The organism is Massilia aquatica (assembly GCF_011682045.1).
Taxonomy (GTDB): Bacteria; Pseudomonadota; Gammaproteobacteria; order Burkholderiales; family Burkholderiaceae_D; genus Telluria_A; species Telluria_A aquatica.
This window is the reverse complement of the sequence record NZ_VVIW01000019.1, coordinates 1-15,318: the sequence shown is the minus strand read 5'-3', so window position 1 is coordinate 15,318 and position 15,318 is coordinate 1. Positions and strand designations below refer to the sequence as shown.

General features: G+C 65.5%; 13 protein-coding genes. 7 read left to right on the top strand and 6 right to left on the bottom strand.

Translation table 11 applies throughout. The features are described from left to right. The first annotated feature begins 11 nt into the window (after window positions 1-11). The 5 genes from F1609_RS24870 to F1609_RS24850 all read left to right on the top strand — a co-directional run bounded on the left by F1609_RS24870 (window position 12) and on the right by F1609_RS24850 (window position 4,871). On the top strand, window positions 12-1,049 hold the full coding sequence (locus F1609_RS24870) for a branched-chain amino acid ABC transporter permease (RefSeq protein ID WP_167079428.1): 1,038 nt from the start codon (window positions 12-14) through the stop codon (window positions 1,047-1,049). An 8-nt stretch (window positions 1,050-1,057) separates the two neighbouring features. Continuing rightward, a complete protein-coding gene (locus tag F1609_RS24865; protein WP_167079341.1) occupies window positions 1,058-2,140 on the top strand; it encodes a branched-chain amino acid ABC transporter permease in 1,083 nt (360 codons plus the stop codon). A 242-nt stretch (window positions 2,141-2,382) separates the two neighbouring features. Next, a complete protein-coding gene (locus F1609_RS24860) occupies window positions 2,383-3,045 on the top strand; it encodes a choice-of-anchor J family PEP-CTERM protein (RefSeq protein ID WP_167079340.1) in 663 nt (220 codons plus the stop codon). A gap of 22 nt (window positions 3,046-3,067) precedes the next feature. Next, entirely contained in the window at window positions 3,068-3,448 is a 381-nt protein-coding gene (locus F1609_RS24855) for a post-PEP-CTERM-1 domain-containing protein (protein ID WP_167079339.1), read from the top strand. Then, window positions 3,438-4,871 carry a PA domain-containing protein gene (locus F1609_RS24850; protein WP_167079338.1) on the top strand — a complete coding sequence of 478 codons (1,434 nt, stop codon included), beginning with the start codon at window positions 3,438-3,440 and terminating at the stop codon, window positions 4,869-4,871. Before F1609_RS24855 ends, F1609_RS24850 begins: the two co-directional genes overlap by 11 nt. 91 nt (window positions 4,872-4,962) lie before the next feature. Here F1609_RS24850 and ppa read toward each other — a convergent pair whose 3' ends face one another. The 5 genes from ppa to hemC form a co-directional block, all read right to left on the bottom strand. After that, complete coding sequence (gene ppa / locus F1609_RS24845; RefSeq protein WP_166880862.1) at window positions 4,963-5,508, bottom strand: inorganic diphosphatase; 546 nt, start codon at window positions 5,506-5,508, stop codon at window positions 4,963-4,965. A gap of 286 nt (window positions 5,509-5,794) precedes the next feature. After that, window positions 5,795-6,991, bottom strand: a complete 1,197-nt coding sequence (locus F1609_RS24840; RefSeq protein WP_167079337.1) for a heme biosynthesis protein HemY — start codon at window positions 6,989-6,991, stop codon at window positions 5,795-5,797. A gap of 1 nt (window position 6,992) precedes the next feature. Further along, window positions 6,993-8,201, bottom strand: coding sequence for a uroporphyrinogen-III C-methyltransferase (locus tag F1609_RS24835; protein WP_167079336.1), 1,209 nt, complete (start codon window positions 8,199-8,201; stop codon window positions 6,993-6,995). Next, window positions 8,198-8,968, bottom strand: a complete 771-nt coding sequence (locus F1609_RS24830; RefSeq protein WP_167079335.1) for a uroporphyrinogen-III synthase — start codon at window positions 8,966-8,968, stop codon at window positions 8,198-8,200. Before F1609_RS24830 ends, F1609_RS24835 begins: the two co-directional genes overlap by 4 nt. Then, a complete protein-coding gene (hemC, locus tag F1609_RS24825) occupies window positions 8,961-10,010 on the bottom strand; it encodes a hydroxymethylbilane synthase (RefSeq protein WP_370661672.1) in 1,050 nt (349 codons plus the stop codon). Before hemC ends, F1609_RS24830 begins: the two co-directional genes overlap by 8 nt. 142 nt (window positions 10,011-10,152) lie before the next feature. On the opposite strand from hemC, the gene ppc reads away from it, so the two are divergent. Next, complete coding sequence (gene ppc, locus F1609_RS24820; protein WP_167079334.1) at window positions 10,153-12,972, top strand: phosphoenolpyruvate carboxylase; 2,820 nt, start codon at window positions 10,153-10,155, stop codon at window positions 12,970-12,972. Between the two features lie 38 nt (window positions 12,973-13,010). Here the strand turns inward: ppc and F1609_RS24815 are convergent, their stop codons facing one another. After that, on the bottom strand, window positions 13,011-13,418 hold the full coding sequence (locus F1609_RS24815) for a DUF4124 domain-containing protein (RefSeq protein ID WP_167079333.1): 408 nt from the start codon (window positions 13,416-13,418) through the stop codon (window positions 13,011-13,013). Window positions 13,419-13,624: 206 nt separating this feature from the next. Here F1609_RS24815 and F1609_RS24810 point away from each other — a divergent pair, with 206 nt between their 5' ends. Then, window positions 13,625-14,992, top strand: coding sequence for a PAS domain-containing sensor histidine kinase (locus tag F1609_RS24810; protein WP_167079332.1), 1,368 nt, complete (start codon window positions 13,625-13,627; stop codon window positions 14,990-14,992). Window positions 14,993-15,318: the final 326 nt, after the last annotated feature.

The following is a 15,318-nucleotide window of genomic DNA, read 5'->3' as shown; positions in this document are numbered from 1 at the left end:
AATCGCCTCCGGTGAGCGCGGCCACGGCCCTGCCCGCCAACCCGGCCGCACCGAACGACACGCCCTTGCCGGCAGCTGAGCGCGACCTCGCGCCGCTGCTGCTGGTGCCGGCCCTGATCCTGCTCATGCTGCCGCTGGTCGGCAGCTTTCCCACCTGGGTCACCTTGAGCATCGCCGGCCTGGCGATGGGCATGATGATCTTTATCATGGCCAGCGGCCTGACGCTCGTGTTCGGGCTGATGGACGTGCTCAACTTCGGCCATGGCGCCTTCGTGTCGGTCGGCGCCTACGCCGCCACCATGGTCCTCATTCCCATGCGCGGCTGGCTCGAGGTCGATTCCCTGCTGATCAACCTGGGCGTGCTGGCCCTGGCGATCACGGTGGCCATGCTTGCCACGGCGCTGCTCGGCTGGGCCTTTGAGCGCATCATCATTGCGCCCGTGTACGGCCAGCATCTCAAGCAGATCCTGATCACCATGGGCGGCATGATCGTGGCCGAGCAACTGATCAGCGTGATCTGGGGCGCCGAGCAGATTCCCCTGCCGCTGCCGGCCAGCCTGCGCGGCGCGGTGCTGCTGGGCGACGCGGCGGTCGAAAAATACCGGCTGGTGGCGGTCGTGATCGGCCTCGTGGTGTTCGTCGCCATGTTCCTCGTACTCAACCGCACCAAGGTCGGCCTCTTGATCCGCGCCGGCGTCGAAAACCGCGAAATGGTGGAAGCCATGGGCTACCGCATCCGGCGCCTGTTCGTGGCCGTGTTCGCGGCCGGCTCGGCGCTGGCAGGCCTGGGCGGCGTGCTCTGGGGCCTGTACAAGGAAACCCTGAACGCGGCCATGGGCGGCGAGATGATGGTGATGATCTTTATCGTCATCATCATCGGCGGCCTGGGCTCGGTCGGCGGCTGCTTCATCGGCGCGCTGCTGATGGCGCTGGTGGCCAATTACGCCGGCTTCCTGCTGCCCAAGTTCGCGCTGGTGTCGAACATCGTCCTGATGATCGCCATCCTGCTGTGGCGCCCGGCCGGCCTGTATTCCAACCTGCGCCGCTAAGGAAACTCATGCTCAATCAATTGCTATCCGGCGACATGCCGCGCAGCCGGGCCTTGTCGGCCACCCTGCTGCTGATCCTGCTGGGACTGGCGCTGGCGCCTTTCATCACCAGCGGCGCGCGTCCGCTCAACACCGCCGCCACCATCTGCGTCTACATCGTGCTGGTGGCCTCCTACGACTTGCTGCTCGGTTACACCGGCATCGTCTCCTTCGCCCACACCATGTTTTTCGGCATCGGCGCCTATGGCGTCGGGCTCGGACTGTCGCATGGCGAACCGAGCTGGGGCGCGATGGCGATCGGCGTCGCCCTGGCCCTGCTGCTGACCCTGGCGCTGGCGCTGGTGGTAGGCCTGTTCGCGCTGCGCGTGCGCGCCATCTTCTACGCCATGATCACGCTTGCGGTGGCGGCCTCGTTCGCCGTGCTGGCCTCGCAACTGTCCGACCTGACCGGCGGCGAAGACGGCAAGACCTTCAGCGTGCCGGCATTGCTCACGCCGGGCTTTCGCCTGTTTGAAAGCGAGGTGTTGGGGCGCGCCATCGACGGCAAGCTGATCACGTACTACATCGTGTTCGGCGGCTGCCTGCTGCTGTTCCTGTTCCTGCTGCGGCTGGTCAATTCGCCGTTCGGGCGGGTGCTGCAAGCCATCCGCGAAAACGAGTTCCGCGCCGAGGCGCTCGGCTACCGCACCGTGCTGTACCGCATCTGGGCGAATGTGCTGGCGGCGCTGGTGGCGGCGCTGGCCGGCGCGCTGATGGCGCTGTGGCTGCGCTACGTCGGCCCCAAGACCATGCTCGGCTTCGAGGTCATGACCGACATCCTGCTGATCGTGGTGATCGGCGGCATGGGCACCATGTACGGCGCGGTGGTGGGCGCGACCTTGTTCATCATTGCCCAGAACTACCTCAAGTCGCTGATGGCGCAAGGCTCGTCGGCGCTGGAAGGGGTGCCGCTGCTGGCCGAGGCCCTGCATCCGGACCGCTGGATGCTGTGGCTCGGCGTGCTGTTCGTGTTGTCGATCTATTTCTTCCCGATCGGCATCGTCGGCAAACTGCGTTTGCGCAGGATCGCCGCGCGCCCCGGCGCCCACTGATCGTTCCTTGCGGCGTCCCTGTGCCCGCAGGGACGCCTTTTTCGTACGCCTCTTTCGCTCCATCAAGCTTCGCCGCGCTTCGTCAGATAAGTTCCCCGGAATAGCCCGCAAACGCCCCCTGTTCATTAAGCGCACATCAATGCCGGCGCTTCGTCCACTCCTATGATGGGGTCAACAGTGGCCTCGCGCCTGCCAGCGCGAGTGGACATGCCATCCTTCTGGCAATTGCTGAAAGAGCGACCATGAAACTCCATCACAAACTGATTGCCATGGCCAGTATCGCCATCGCCGCCGCGCTGCCCGCCGCCGCGCAGACAAGCGTCCCCATCGTCGTCCTCAACGAAGAATTCAACGACATCGGCAGCCTCAACAACTGGTCTCTCGTCAACAACAGCGTGCCGCCGGGCCTGGCCTGGTCGCAGGGCAACCCCGGCGTCTTCCCCGCCCCGTCCGGCCCGGCCGCGTCCTACATCGCCGCCAATTACCTGAGCGCGCAAAACGGCATGGGCAGCGTCGACAACTGGCTGATCACGCCGGTGGTGAGCCTGATCGGTCCCAGCGAACTGTCGTTCTTCACGCGCTCGGCCAGCGCCAGCGGCTTCGGCGATACGCTCGAAGTGCGCTTCTCCCCCGGTACGGGCAGCGAAACCGGCGGCTTCAACACGGTGCTCGGCGTGCTGGGCGGCATCTCGGACTATCCCACTGTCTGGCAGCAGGTTATTTCCAGCATCGACTACAACGGCCAGGGGCGATTCGCATTTCGTTACGTCGGCGATGCATCGGCGGCGAACTATATCGGCATCGACGCTGTCTTAGTTACTACGGTGCCCGAACCGGGCACGTATTTGATGCTGCTGGCCGGCCTGGGCGCCCTGGTATTGCTTCGCCGCAGGCAGCTAACGTGAACCAACCCAGGAGAATCCCGATATGTTGAGTAAAACCCTGATCAGCTGTTGCGCGCTGGCCGTCATCTCGACGGCTGCCGTGGCGGCAGAGCAATCCGCCGGCATGGCCGTGGTGCGCGACAAGCAAACCGGGCAACTGCGTCCGGCCACCGCCGCCGAACTGCGCGCCATGCAGGGCAAGCTGCCGCAACCGCACATGGTGCGCCCGCAGCCGCAAGTGTCGGTGCGTGCCGACGGCACCCACGGCGCGCTGCTCGGCGAGCGCGGCATGGTGTATTCCGTGGTCTCGCGCACGCCGGACGGCAAGCTGGTGCAGCGCTGCGTGGAAGGCGAAGACGCCGCGCAGCATGCTGCCCATCAAGATGTCGCCACGCCAGCCGGGGGGCGCCAGAATGAGCAATAAGCCCACCTTCCTGCGGCGCGCCGCCGCCGCCCTCGCCCTCGCCTGCTGCACCATCGGCGTCGCCCACGCGGCGGCGACGATCACGATCGTCAACCTCAACACGCCCAATGTCGGCTTCAACGATCGCACGCCGGCGCAGCCGGTCGGCGGCAACAACGGCCGCACGCTCGGCGAGCAACGCCTCATTGCGTTCCAGCACGCGGCGGACATCTGGGCCCGCACGCTCACGAGCCCGGTTCCGATCAGGGTGGAAGCCGTGTTCGAGCCGCTCGCCTGCACGGCCGATGGCGCGGTGCTCGGCTCGGCCGGCGCAATCGAAATCTTCCGCGACTTTCCCAAGGCGCCCAAGGCCAACACCTGGTATCCGGGTGCGCTGGCCAGCAAACTGACGAGAACCGACATGGCCTCGGAAGGCAGGGGGCATATCCGGGCGCGCTTCAACTCGCGCCTCGGCCTGTTCCCCGACTGCCTGCCCGGCTCCGGCTTCTACCTCGGGCTCGACCGCAAGGCGGGCGAACAGATCGACCTGGTGGCCGTGCTGCTGCACGAACTGGGGCACGGGCTCGGCTTCCAGAACTTCACCGACGAAGGCACCGGCGAATTCTTTGACGAAAAGCCGTCGATCTGGGATCACTTCCTGGTCGACATCCGCAACAACAAAGCCTGGGTCAACATGAAAAATGAAGAGCGGCGCCTGTCGGCCATCGGCGGCGCCACCCTGTCGTGGAACGGCGAGCGCGTCTACAAAGCCGCCGCGCGCATCCTCGCGCCCGAGCCGCAACTGCTCATCAGCGGCATGGCGGCGGGTACAAGCGGCGGCAAGCACCTGGTGGGCGATGCCTCGTTCGGCCCGCAACTCGGGCAAAACGCGGTGACGGGCGAACTCATGCCGCTGATCGACCAGGCCAACGGCGGCGGCCTGGCCTGCACTCCGCTCAGTCCGGCCAACGCGATGGCGGTGCGCGGCAATATCGCCCTGGTCGACCGCGGCGCCTGCGCCTTCGTGACCAAGGCGCGCATCTTGCAGAATGCGGGAGCGCGCGGCATGGTGGTGGTGGAAAACACCGACGATCCGGTCAGCCCGCTGGGCGGCAGCGACCCGGCCGTGCGCATTCCGGCGGTCCGTATCGACAAGGCCACCGGCGAGCGGCTCAAGACGGCGATGTACCGGCGCTCGCGCACCTCGTCGGGCGTGGTCGCCAGCCTGGGCGTCGATCCCGACAAACTGGCGGGCACCGACTGGGTGCGGCGCGTGCGCATGTACAGTCCGGAAGAATATTCGCCGGGCTCGTCGGTGTCGCACTACTCGGTCGACACCAAGCCGAACCAGTTGATGGAGCCGTCCATCAACCCCGACCTGACCCACGATGTGCTGCCGCCGCATGACCTGACCTTTCCCTTGTTGCAGGATATTGGCTGGTAAGACGGCGCTGTAAACGCACAACGCGCTCCTTGGGGAGCGCGTTGTGTACTACCAGAACCCGCCCTTGCCAATGGCAGCGGCGGATGCAGGCTTACGCCTTGGCGGCGATGTCTTTATCGTAAGCGGCGATGCCGCCCATGATTTCCGCCTTGGCATCCTCGGGACCGCCCCAGCCTTCGATCTTGACCCACTTGCCTGGCTCCAGGTCTTTGTAGTGCTCGAAGAAGTGCTGGATCTGCTGCAGGCGCAGTTCGTTCATGTCTTCCGGCTTCTGCCAGTGCTTGTAGATCGGCAGGATCTTATCGACAGGAACGGCCAGTACCTTGGCGTCGCCGCCGGCTTCGTCGGTCATTTTCAGCACGCCGATGGCGCGGCAACGGACCACGACACCAGGAATCAGCGGGAACGGGGTAATGACCAGCACATCGCACGGGTCGCCATCATCGGCGATGGTGTTCGGCACATAGCCGTAGTTGCACGGGTAGTGCATGGCGGTACCCATGAAACGGTCAACGAAAATCGCGCCCGATTCCTTGTCCACTTCGTACTTGATCGGATCGGCATTCATCGGGATTTCGATAATCACGTTGAAATCGTTCGGCACGTCGCGGCCGGAGGAGACTTTATTCAAACTCATGGGATATCCTTAGATTGCTGAGGGGTCGATGGCCGACATTATAACGAAATTTCACGTAGGCTTGTGCATTGCAGCAAGCGGGGACCGCGTAAGGATGTTGGTGAATGAGGGTGATACGACGGAAGAGATCGGCTAGCGGGTAATATGCGGCGGACTACGCAGCACCACTCACCTCAAGACGTCGTCCCCGCGCCAAGGCGGCCCTCGACGGGGAGTCGGGTTCCGCAGTGCCGGAGACGACGGTTTCCAGGCTAGCGGTAGAAGGTCGTCGTGCCCGATTGCCGAATCACAAAATACTCGCCAGCGCACACTGCCTGAAATGCGCGTTCGCTTCTTCCTGCTGGCCGAGCGCCTCATGCATCTGCGCCAGCTTCAAGTGCGCCTCGCGCACCATGCGCGGCTCGGTCGCGTCCGACAAGGCCTGTTCCAGGTAACGCTGCGCCTTGCCCCACAGTTTCTGTTTCAGGCACAGCGAACCGAGGGTCAGCGCCAGTTCCGCGTCGGTCGGACGCTGTTTCATCCACGCTTCGCAATGCTCGATCTGGGCCAGCAGCGCGGGCGAGCCCGACTGCGCGGCCGACTCGCGGTAGGCGCGCACCACGCGGTCGTCCCAGTCGGCGCGCAGCGCTTCCTCGGCGCTGGCGCGCGCTTCATCGTGCAAGCCGCGCGCATTCAAGGCCGCAGCGGCGCGCGCCGCCACGTACGGTTTGACCCGGTCGGCGGTGGGCACGGTCGACCATACGCGCAGGATCGATTCGGCGTCGTGCGAAGTGTCGGACAGCAAGGCATCGTACGCCAGCTCGCGCAGCCGTGCCGACAAGGCCGGATGCAGCGCCTTGTGCTTGTCGAGCGAACGCACCAGGCGCAGCACTTCCGGCCAGTTCTTGGCTTGCTGGTGCGCTTTCATCGACCATTGCAGCGCGTGGATGTGGCGCGTGCCGCTGGCATTGAGTTCGGCCACGGCGTCGAGCGCCGCGTGCGGCTGGTGGTCGTCGACCAGCAGTTCGGTCATGGTCATCAGGCGCGCGGTTTTCAGCGCGTTGTCGTGCACCACGCCGGCCAGCCAGTTGTCGCGCCGCGCGCCCTGGCGCATGCGGTGCGCGGCGCGGGCGCCGATCAGGGCCGCGATACCGGCATTTTCGGGCAGTTCGGCGGCGCGCATGGCGGCTTTTTCGGCGTGCCCGAAGCGGCCTTCGAACAAGGCCTTGAGCGCATCGCGCAAGCCCTTGTTGCCATCGCGTTCGCGTTTGCTCTTGCGGTACGCGGCGACCTTGGCCGGCATGCCGAAGGTGGCGCGTGAAGCGCGCAGCAGCGCGTACACCACCAAAAACAGCAGCGCCACGACCACCACGAAGAAATTGAGCGACATGTCGATCCGGTGCGGCGGGTAGAAAAACACCACGTTGCCGGGATTGAAGCGTGCCGTCACGGCAATGCCGATGGCCGCTGCCATCAGCGCGACTAACCAGAGAAGAAGACGCATGTTATGGCTTCGCCTTGTAGTTGCGCACGGCGTTCAGGCTGTCGGACAGGGATGGCATCTCGATCGCGAGATTGCTGGCCTGGACCTGGCGCAGCAGCGCTTGCGCGGTCTGGGTGCTGCCGGCGCGCGTGTCGAAATACTTGGTGAGCGCTTCCTGCGCCGCCACCAGGTCGTTGCGGAATGCCACTTCGTTCCTCGCCAGCAGCGCCATGCGCGCGTTCAACAGGCGCAGCTTGACGTTTTCGCGCACAAAATAGGTTTCCGAAGGCGAGAGCATCAGCGCTTCCGGCGTGTCGACGCGGCGCACGCGGATCAGCTGGCGCATTTCATCCCACATTTCGCCAGTCCAGCTCTGCCACACGTCCTGCACCTTGTCGAGCATGGTATCCCTGGCCACGACCGGGACCACGAGCGCATCGGCCGCACTGGCAGCACCGGCAGCACCGGCGACGCGCGCTTTGACGGTCACCGGCGCAGCCACCGGCGCGGCCGCCACCTTGGCCGCCCTGGCCGGCAGCGCCGGTTGTTCGTCGGCCAGCATCGGCAGGGTATTGACCTGGGTAATCACGTTGTCAAGGCGCAGCGCCACGCCGGTCAGGTCCAGCGCCGGCAGGGCCTTGAGCTTGTCGATATCGCCCGCGATGGCGCGCCGGATCGTGATGAATTGCGGTTTGTCCGAGCGCGACAGCGAACGGTCGGCGTTTTGCAGCGCGATCAGCGCGCCCTGCACATTGCCGGCCAGTTGCAACTGCTGGCTGGCGGTCGAGAGCACCTGTTCGATTTCGGCCAGCGCCCATTCATCGCGATTCTTCGACAGATCCTGGTACAGCTGTTCCAGCGCCAGTTGCTGGCTCTGGGCTTCGACCTGGCGGTTTTCGAGCTGGCCCACCTTGGCCTGCAAATCCTTGGTCTGGTCTTGCACGGTGCGCGCCAGCACGCTCGTTTCGGTATTGACCACTTCGCCCTTTTGCAGGCGATTGGCCATTTCCATGCGCAATTTGAGCAGATTGCTGCGCGTCGACCAGGCGTGCGCAGCCAGCAGCAGCGCCAGCAGGATCACCACCACCGTCATCGGACGCTGCAGGATTTCGCCCATGCTCTCGCCACGCGAGGCGCGCGCCTGCGGCGCACTGTACTGGTCCGCGGGAGCCGGCTGGGGTGCAGCGCCGGGCGCTGCGTTGTGTTCAGGTAATGTAGGCAATTCGTTCATGCTCGTGATTGTAACGCGGCAAGCAAACGTTCGTCGCCTGATCCGCACAGCGTCAATCGCACCAGGCCCAGCGAGCTTGCCGTTTCGGCAATACGGGCGTGCGGCACGATCACGTGCTGTTGTTGCATTTTTTCCACAAGGGCCGGTTCGCCCAGTTGCGCCACCAGCGCCACCAGTCCGCGCAGGGCTTCGGAACTGGTGATGATCCAGTCGTTCTCACCCTGCAAAAGCGTACGCAGCTGCTGCGCCAGCGCCTCCGTCAGCAGCGGCACGCTGCGCCGGTAGGCCGGCACGGTGGCGACGATCACGCCGGCCGCGCGCAGGCCGTCGGCCATCAGCTCGCGCCCGCTTTCGCCACGCACGATCAGCACTTTCTGGCCGGCCAGGGCCGCCAGGTCGAGCGTCTCGAGCAGGTTTTCCGAGTCGCTGCGGGTCGGGTCGCGCGGGCTGACGATGGTTGCCGTGTTGTTGTTGATGCCGTGCCGTTCCAGCGCCGCGCGGCTGCCCTCGCCCAGCACCGCCAGCGTGACCCAGGTCGGCCACACGGTGATGTGGGCGAACGCCGCATCGATCGCATTGGGCGAGACGAAGGCCACCATGGCGCAGTCGTGCATGCCGGCCAGCGCCGCCTTGAGCGGGCCCTGGTCGTCCAGCGGCGCAATCTCCAGCAGCGGCAACAGCACCGCCTCGCGCCCGAGCGCCGTCACCTGCTCGGCCAGCGCGCCGGCTTGCGCCAGCGGACGGGTGATGATGACGGGATCAGGCATCGGCGGCTGGTACGGCGGGTGCTGCCGGCGCGGCGGCGGCGCCGGCGGCGTCATCGGCGGCGGCGGCATCGGCCTTGCACTCGGCCAGGATCGCGCGCGCGTCCTGGGTGTCGAGCAGGTCCGACACTTGCTGGCCGAGCAGTTCAGGATCATCGGCCGGGCCGCGCAGTTCGGCGTGCGCGCTGCGCTTGCCGTCCGGCGTGGCCACCATGGCGCGCAGGTGCATCACGCCGCCGTCGATGGTGGCGAACGCGGCCAGGGGAATCTGGCAGCTGCCGCCGAATACCTTCGACACCTTGCGCTCGGCCGCCACCCGCTGCGCCGTCGGCACGTGGTTCAGGGGCGCCAGCACCTCGCGCAGGTCGATGCCGTTGGTGCGGCCCGAAACAATTTCGATCGCCATCGCGCCCTGCCCGGCCGCCGGCAGCGAGTGCGCCGGGTCCATCAGCGAACGGATGCGCTGCGGCAGCCCCAGGCGCTTGAGCCCGGCCGCAGCCAGGATGATGGCCGCATAATCGCCGCGATCGAGCTTGCCCAGGCGCGTATCGAGATTGCCGCGCAGCGGCTTGATGACCAGGTGCGGGTAGCGCGCCGCGATCAGCGACTGGCGGCGCAGGCTGCTGGTGCCCACCACCGCGCCCGGCGGCAGCTCGTCCAGGCTGCCGAAATCGTTCGACACGAAGGCGTCGCGCGGATCTTCCCGTTCCAGCACGGCGGCCAGTTCAAAGCCTTCCGGCAAGTCCATCGGCACGTCCTTGAGCGAATGCACGGCCAGGTCGGCGCGTCCTTCGGCCATGGCCACCTCGAGTTCCTTGACGAACAGACCCTTGCCGCCGACCTTTGATAAAGTACGGTCCAGGATCTGATCGCCGCGGGTGGTCATTCCCAGAATCTCGATGCTGCACTGCGGATATAATAAAGATAATTGCGCGCGAACATGCTCGGCCTGCCACATGGCAAGCCGGCTTTCACGCGAAGCGATAATGAGCTTGGAGGGCTGCTGCGGACGCGAAGGCGTACCAGTCAATTCAGTTGCTTTCAAAACGGATTCTTTCACTGTCGTAAAACCTCAAACCGGTTATGGCAGTCATCGGCACATGCATAAGATCACAAATTTTATCATGCGTCCCCTTTGCAGAACCTGGCCAGAAGCCTTTGCACCAACTTTAACTCTGTGGTCCAACATGGTAAATTCATCCGCTGCACAAGAAAACCCGCCAGTCCTCGACAAGGACGCCCCGCTGAAAGAAGATATCCGCCTGCTCGGCCGCCTGCTCGGCGACGTGCTGCGCGACCAGGAAGGGGAAGCCGTCTTCGATGTCGTCGAGACCATCCGCCAGACGGCGGTGCGCTTCCGGCGCGAAGACGACGCCCAGGCCGGCGAAGACCTGACCGCCCTGCTGCACAAGCTCTCGCGCGAGCAGACCATTTCGGTGGTGCGCGCATTTTCGTATTTTTCGCACCTGGCCAACATCGCCGAAGACCAGCACCACATCCGCCGCCGCCGCGCCCACCTGCTGGCCGGCTCGGCGCCGCAACAGGGCAGCGTGAGCTTCGCGCTGTCCAAGCTGAAAGCTGCCGGCGTGGCCAGCGACACCGTGCGCACCTTTTTCGGCGAGGCCCTGATCGCGCCGGTCCTCACGGCCCACCCGACCGAAGTGCAGCGCAAGAGCATTCTCGACGCCGAGCATGACATCGCGCGCCTCCTGGCCGAACGCGACCTGCCGCTCACCCCGCGCGAACGGGTGGCCAACATGGCGCTGCTGCACTCACGCATCGCCACCCTGTGGCAGACGCGCATGCTGCGCTACTCCAAGCTGACCGTGGCCGACGAAATCGACAACGCCCTGTCGTACTACCGCATCACCTTCCTGCACGAGCTGCCCGGCCTGTACGACGACATCGAAGAAGAAATCGCCGCGCACTATCCGGATGGCGGCAGTCCCGACACAGCGCTTACCCACAACTCCTACGTCCAGATGGGCAGCTGGATCGGCGGCGACCGCGATGGCAACCCGAACGTCAACGCCGGCACCATGCAGCAGGCGCTGGTGCGCCACGCCACCACCATCCTCGACTTCTACCTCGACGAAGTGCACGCGCTCGGCGCCGAGCTGTCGATTTCGACGCTGATGGTCGGCGCCAGCGGCGCCCTGCAAGCGCTGGCTGACGCCTCGCCCGACCAGTCGCCGCACCGCAGCGACGAGCCATACCGGCGCGCCCTGATCGGCATCTACGCGCGCCTGGCCGCCACCGCCCGTGCGCTGGGCGCGACCAACATCCTGCGTAAGGAAGTCGGCCATGCCGCGCCGTACCTTGACGCCTTTCACTTCTGCGCCGACCTGGCCGTGCTGGCCGACTCGCTGCGCGCCAATCACGGCCAGCTGCTGGTCAAGCCGCGCCTGGCCACGCTGCAGCGCGCCGCCGCCATCTTCGGTTTTCACCTGGCCTCGCTCGACATGCGCCAGACCTCGGATGTGCACGAACGGGTGCTGGCCGAACTGTTCGCCGGCGCCGGCGTCGAAGCCGACTACACCAGGCTGACCGAAGAACAGAAAGTGCAACTGCTGCTGGCCGAACTGGCGCAACCGCGCCTGCTGTATTCGCCGTACGCGGAACTGAGCGAGGAGACCGCATCCGAACTGGCGATCCTGCGCGCGGCCAAGGATATCCGCCAGCGCTACGGCAAGCGCGCGATCCGCAACTACATCATCTCGCACACCGAGACCGTGTCCGACCTGCTCGAAGTACTGCTGCTGCAAAAGGAAACGGGCCTGCTGCGCGCGCGCGACAAGCAGCTCGACGCCATGGTCATTCCTCTTTTTGAGACGATTCCCGACCTGCAGCGCGCGGCCGGCATCATGCACGAGTGGATGGCGCTGCCGCTGGTCAAAGAACTGATCGCGCACCAGGGCCAGCTGCAGGAAGTCATGCTCGGCTACTCCGACTCGAACAAGGACGGCGGCTTCCTCACCTCCAACTGGGAGCTGTACAAGGCCGAAATCCACCTGGTCAAGGTGTTCGCGGATGCCGGCGTCAAGCTGCGCCTGTTCCACGGCCGCGGCGGCACGGTCGGGCGCGGCGGCGGGCCGTCGTACGAGGCGATCCTGGCGCAGCCGCCGGGTACCGTCAATGGCCAGATCCGCCTGACCGAACAGGGCGAAATCATCGCCTCCAAGTTTTCGAACGCCGAAATCGGCCGCCGCAACCTGGAACTGCTGGTCGCCGCCACGCTTGAGGCGAGCCTGATGCCGCATGCGCCCGAAGGCGCCAAGGCCCAGCGCCTGGGTGGCTTCGAAGCCATCATGGCCGACCTGTCCGAACGCGCCTACAAGGCTTACCGCAACCTGGTCTACGAAACGCCGGGCTTCACCGACTACTTTTTCTCGGCCACGCCGATCGCCGAAATCGCCGAACTCAATCTCGGTTCGCGTCCGGCCTCGCGCAAGTCGACCAAGCGCATCGAAGACCTGCGCGCCATTCCGTGGGGCTTTTCGTGGGGCCAGTGCCGCCTGCTGCTGCCGGGCTGGTACGGCTTCGGCTCGGCCATCACGCAGTGGGTCGAGGAAGGCAAGCGCGACGAAAAAATCGCGACCCTGCAAGCCATGTTCAAGGAGTGGCCGTTCTTCGCCACCCTGCTCTCGAACATGGACATGGTGCTGGCCAAGACCGACCTGGCGATCGCCTCGCGCTACGCCGGACTGGTGGCCGACGTGGAACTGCGCGAGCGCATCTTCAAGCGCATTGCAGCGGAACACGGCACCACCCTGCGCTGCCTGGAAATGATCACCGGCGCGCACGAACGCCTGGCCGGCAATCCGCTGCTGGCGCGCTCGATCCAGAACCGCTTCGCCTACCTCGATCCGCTGAACCACTTGCAGGTCGAGCTGATCCACCGCCACCGCGCGCTGTCGGGCGAACCGGGCAAGGTCGACGAGCGGGTCCACCGCGGCATCCACCTGTCGATCAACGGCGTGGCGGCCGGCCTGCGCAACACGGGTTAAGCGCTACCGGGCGGCGCGCCTGCACGCGGCGCCGCCTGTCATTTGCAGGTGTCTGCGACTCTTTTCTCGGCCTGGGCGATTTCGCTTGCCCGGCGCGCCGGGTCCGCCTTCACAATCCCATTGCCACTTCCGTTCGGCACCAGCATGGTGTCGGACTCCTTCAAGCGCTTGAGCGAGATGCGGTGTACTTCGCACATCCGCACGCGCATCCTGTCGTTAAAGGCATCCATCTCGGCCGGTGGCGCCGGCGCTGCCGGGGCTGGCGCACTGCCGGACTTCTGCGCAGGCGTGGCCATTTTCTGCTCGCGGGCGCCCTGGGCTGCGGCGCAGGGGGTGCTCTGGTACGTGGTACGACCGCTTGCATCGGTGCATTTGGTCACCTGGGCGACAGCGCCACCATGCGCGGCAGCGAGCAACAGGGCGAGGTAAAACGGATGAATCGGCATGGGACCCTGGCATTGTGGTTGTGGTCCACCGAGTGTGGCAGCAAAGTGTTCCCTGAGCAACAACAACCCACATGCGTCGAATTTCCAACACCCCCATGCGATGGGCATACGCCGGATTCGTTGTCCTGTACACATTGCACTGTTTCCAAAAAGTTGGCATAGAATGAACTGACCAACAACCTGTCTGAAACACGAGGGGTGTGCGCATGAAAACGTGGAGCGTGGAGTCGCTTTGCCTGACCGTAGCCGCCATCGTCCTGGTGCTGGCGTTCCTGGTGGCGCTGATCGCGCTGGGCGACGCCCACGCGGTGCCGCGCTGGCTGCTCTCCCTCATCATTGCGCTGGCCGGCGCCGCGCTGGTGGCCAGCCTGCGCATCCGCGCCCTGGCCATGGCGCGCAACAGTGCCCAGAGCCGCTACCGGCACTTCATCGACACCGCCCACGAAGGCGTCTGGACGCTCGACTGCGCGGCCCGCACCACCTTCGCCAACGCGCGCCTGGCCCAGATGTTCGGCGCCACCCCCGGCATCCTGCTGGGGCGCCCGATCCACGACTTCCTGGGCGACAATCCGCACCGCGACCTGGCCGAAATGACCAGCGCCGACGCCGCCCATGTCGGCTGCACCCACGACCTGTCGTACCGCCGGGTGGACGGCACGATCGGCTGGGCCATCGTGAGCGGGCGCCCGATGCTGGGCGACGACGGCGTAGCCGAGGGTACCCTGCTGATGCTGACCGACATCAGCGGACGCAAGGCGGCCGAGCTGGAACTGGCGGCGGTGCAGATCGGCCTGGAAGTGCGCATCCGCATGCGCACTGCCGAGCTGGAGCGCAGCAACGCCCAGCTGCGCATCGAAGTGGCCGAGCGCCAGATGGCCGAGCACGCGCTGGCCGAATCGTTCCGCGAGCTGCGCCAGCTCAGTTCTCATCTGGAAACGATCAAGGAAGAAGAGCGCAAGCGCATCGCCAAGGGCATCCACGACGAGCTGGGGCAGAACCTGATGGCGCTCAAGATCGACGTCGAAATGCTGTACGCGCGCGCAGGCCTGCGCCATCCGCTGCTCCAGCGCAAGGTGGGCGACGTGCTCGACACCATCGACCTGACCATCCGCTCGGTGCGCGCGATCATGAACGACCTGCATCCGAGCACCCTGGACCTGGGCTTGCCGGCGGCGGCCGAGTGGCTGGTGCAGCAATTCGAAAAGCGCAGCGGCATCGCCACCTCGCTGACGGTGGCCGAAGGCGACGGCCCGCTGCCGGACAGTCACCGCACCGATGTCATTTTCCGCATCATCCAGGAGTGCCTGCTCAACATTTTGCGGCACGCCAAGGCCACCCGGGTCGAGGTGGGGCTCGATATCGGCATGGAATACCTGACCATCACCATTGTCGACAACGGGGTCGGCATGGGGCCGGGCGACGCGGCCAAGGTGGCCTCGTTCGGCCTGCGCGGGATCCGCGAACGGGTCGATGTGTTCGGCGGGCAGATGGTGATCGACAGCCGGCCGGGCGGCGGGACCACGCTGGCGATGATGATTCCGCTGGAAAGCCAGGCGACGGCGCTGGAAGATTAGCGCGGATACAACAATACAAAAAATGTAAGTGGCGGCAGCCGCGATGTATGTACAATGTGCCGCAATAGAACAGGCGCGACCCGGTCGGCCTGGTTTATTGACTACCCCCTGTTTGCGCGTCCGGAATTTCCGGATGCGCATTTTTTTTGCCTGCCGCTCCCGTCACGGGTGAACAATACCGTTGACCGACAATCCGTCTCCCCCGCGCAGGCGCTATGCTATGCCCACATTTTTGCAAGTTTCCAGCCGTGCACCATGCTGTCGAAGCGCTGTAGCCCATGCAGCATGGTGATCGGTCCCGGTTTTGCTTCGCTGGCATAGCCGGT